The following is a 1609-nucleotide window of genomic DNA, read 5'->3' as shown; positions in this document are numbered from 1 at the left end:
AGGCTGCTCCCTGAAGACGAATCATTTTAAGCGGGGTATACAGCCCCTGAATCATCAGGTCTGTTTTCAAACAATCCTTCGCAGGTGAGTAAAACCCTGAAACGAATTCCTTCGCTCGAGAGTTAAAGAGATTGGCTATATCTTGGGTGAATTTGCTCGACTGGGATAGCGGTGGTCGATTGATGCATTCAAATCCAATCAGATAAGATAGAGTTCTACTATTTAAGCAGCCATGAGCCAATCCGAAGCGTTTAATTATACTGGTGGGGCTTTCTTCTGGAAGGCCAAAAGGAACAAAATAGACTTTATTCATTACGCTTCCTATCAAGCTCTTTTTGCCTTTGCATCTCTCCTATCTGCTCCAGTGTGGACTCTAGTGTCAGCGTAAAGGGGTTGCTAAGCTTCGATTCTTCACTCGTGGTTAGCTCATATGCATAAATGAAGTCTTCAAGCGTCAAGCCTTGCGTTAGGTTTTGATCCGGATTTCGATCCAAGCATTCTCGAAGGGCATTCCAAATAGTCAGGCGCAATGTCTCCAGATTGCCATCGCTTGCCATAAAAAGCTGAGCGGAGAGAAGGGGGTCGTGGAGATGGAGCCCATCTGGTAATTTTGTAAGCTCATAGAGCCTGCTGTCCAGCGAGCGTATAAACTGTTGGAATTCTGAGTCGAAGGCCGCTGAGAATTTCAAATGTTCCATTTTCGCTGTAAATGGATAGCGGCGTTTGAAGGCCTTGGTGCTGTAGTCTTTCTGGTTGTAGTCTTTGTTATCGCTTTGCAGTACTTCACACTCCTCTGTCCCAGCAAGAATAATAGGTATGCGTAGTGCGTTAGCCAAACCGACAATCCAGGCAAGCGCTTTTGGACGTACCTTGTCGGCCGTTGGGAGACAGAGTCGCTGAATTTCATCCAGAAAAACGATTTTAGTACCACGAGTTTTCAATATCGTGATCAGTTGATGGGTCATTTCTTCCGTGCTGCCGCGCGGGTTTGAAATTCCTACCGCGATCAACATTGCACGCGCCATCCCTTTGATGGTGACTTCTGGAGGCGTTTCAAAGTTGACAACTGGTATTATCGTATATTCGCCATCTTCACGAAGTTCTTTGTGTTCACTTTCTAACGTTAGCTGTATGCACTCTATCAGGGTGGACTTTCCCGACCCTGATGGCCCGCGGATAATGATTGACGATGGACTGCCGCGTAGAAGCGTCGCTTCAATCGAGCGTCGAACTTTGGTGTAAGAGCGTCTGAAACTTTCGAAAAATACTACGATGGTTTCAAAGGCTGTTAGGATGTGCTCTCTCTCAGCGCTTGCGATCATGCGGAATCTCCATTGTAGAGTACGAATCTGGCGTGTCGTCGAAATAGTGATACACTCGCGTATGATCTTGCTTCGTTGCAGTTTCCTCAGGCACTGTGTTGGTTTCGGAAGCCTCTGTAAGAAGGCCTTTTTCGGCAGCTCGGTGATGGTTCAAACGGGCGGATTTACTCGATTGATTTTGGAGTTCTTCAAGTATGGCGAGCCTTTTTCGTTGAGCAGCGGTAATATTAAGATTTCCATCTTTTGGTCTAAGTTCTTTCAGGATTCGCTCGTGCATATCCATGGTC

Annotated in this window: 3 protein-coding genes; all 3 read right to left on the bottom strand. The window is 46.4% G+C overall.

Going from position 1 to position 1609, the window contains the following annotated elements; genetic code table 11:
* A partial coding sequence (locus tag J5M71_RS25880) for a hypothetical protein (protein ID WP_207838273.1) occupies positions 1-313 on the bottom strand: 313 nt, incomplete at its 3' end.
* Positions 306-1322 carry a TniB family NTP-binding protein gene (locus J5M71_RS25875; protein ID WP_207838270.1) on the bottom strand — a complete coding sequence of 339 codons (1017 nt, stop codon included), beginning with the start codon at positions 1320-1322 and terminating at the stop codon, positions 306-308. The genes J5M71_RS25875 and J5M71_RS25880, both read right to left, overlap by 8 nt.
* Positions 1306-1609 (bottom strand): hypothetical protein (locus J5M71_RS25870; protein WP_207838255.1); only part of this gene is annotated, 304 nt, incomplete at its 5' end. The genes J5M71_RS25875 and J5M71_RS25870, both read right to left, overlap by 17 nt.

Origin of the sequence: Pseudomonas sp. 43(2021) (genome assembly GCF_017490805.1) — a bacterium.
Lineage (GTDB): Bacteria > Pseudomonadota > Gammaproteobacteria > Pseudomonadales > Pseudomonadaceae > Aquipseudomonas.
This window is presented reverse-complemented; position numbering and strand designations above follow the sequence as displayed.

Excerpts from the sequence above, each read along its gene's own strand:
- J5M71_RS25875 (WP_207838270.1), bottom strand. The coding sequence starts at position 1,322 with ATGATCGCAAGCGCTGAGAGAGAGCACATCCTAACAGCCTTTGAAACC.